The sequence below is a fragment of the Mycobacterium sp. NAZ190054 genome, from assembly GCF_001545925.1.
GTDB lineage: Bacteria > Actinomycetota > Actinomycetes > Mycobacteriales > Mycobacteriaceae > Mycobacterium.
Genome location: NZ_LMVQ01000544.1, coordinates 1 through 509 on the forward strand (window position 1 = coordinate 1; position 509 = coordinate 509).

Consider the following 509-nt stretch of genomic DNA (forward strand, 5'->3'; position numbering starts at 1 on the left):
GACGCCGGGTCCGTCGACGCGGACGGCTACCTGTACCTGCACGACCGGATCAAGGACATGATCGTGTCCGGCGGGGAGAACGTGTACCCGGCCGAGGTGGAGAACGTGCTGATGACCCATCCCGCCGCTCAGCCGATCCGGCGATCCGCGCCTGCCCAGTGCGGTTCCCGCAGTGCGCGTTTGAGGAGCTTGCCGCTCGGATTGCGGGGCAGCGCGCCGACGAAGTCGACGCTCTTGGGCAGTTTGAACCCGGCCAGCCGCTCGCGGGCGAACCCGATCAGCTCCGCCTCGGTCGGCGCGGTGCCGCGGGCGGCGACCACGACAGCCTTGACCGCCTCGCCCCACCGGCGGTCCGGCACCCCGATCACCGCGACGTCGGCGACGGCGGGATGGGTCATCAGCACGTTCTCCACCTCGGCCGGGTACACGTTCTCCCCGCCGGACACGATCATGTCCTTGATCCGGTCGTGCAGGTACAGGTAGCCGTCCGCGTCGACGGACCCGGCGTC

The 509-nt window shown here is 70.3% G+C and carries 2 pseudogenes; one reads left to right on the forward strand and one right to left on the reverse strand.

What is annotated here, in order from left to right:
- Window positions 1-130 (forward strand): annotated as a pseudogene (locus tag ASJ79_RS35290) (hypothetical protein); the annotation flags it as partial.
- Here ASJ79_RS35290 and ASJ79_RS25640 read toward each other — a convergent pair.
- Window positions 129-509, reverse strand: a pseudogene (locus ASJ79_RS25640) (fatty acid--CoA ligase); the annotation flags it as partial. The pseudogenes ASJ79_RS35290 and ASJ79_RS25640 sit on opposite strands and share 2 nt — an antisense overlap.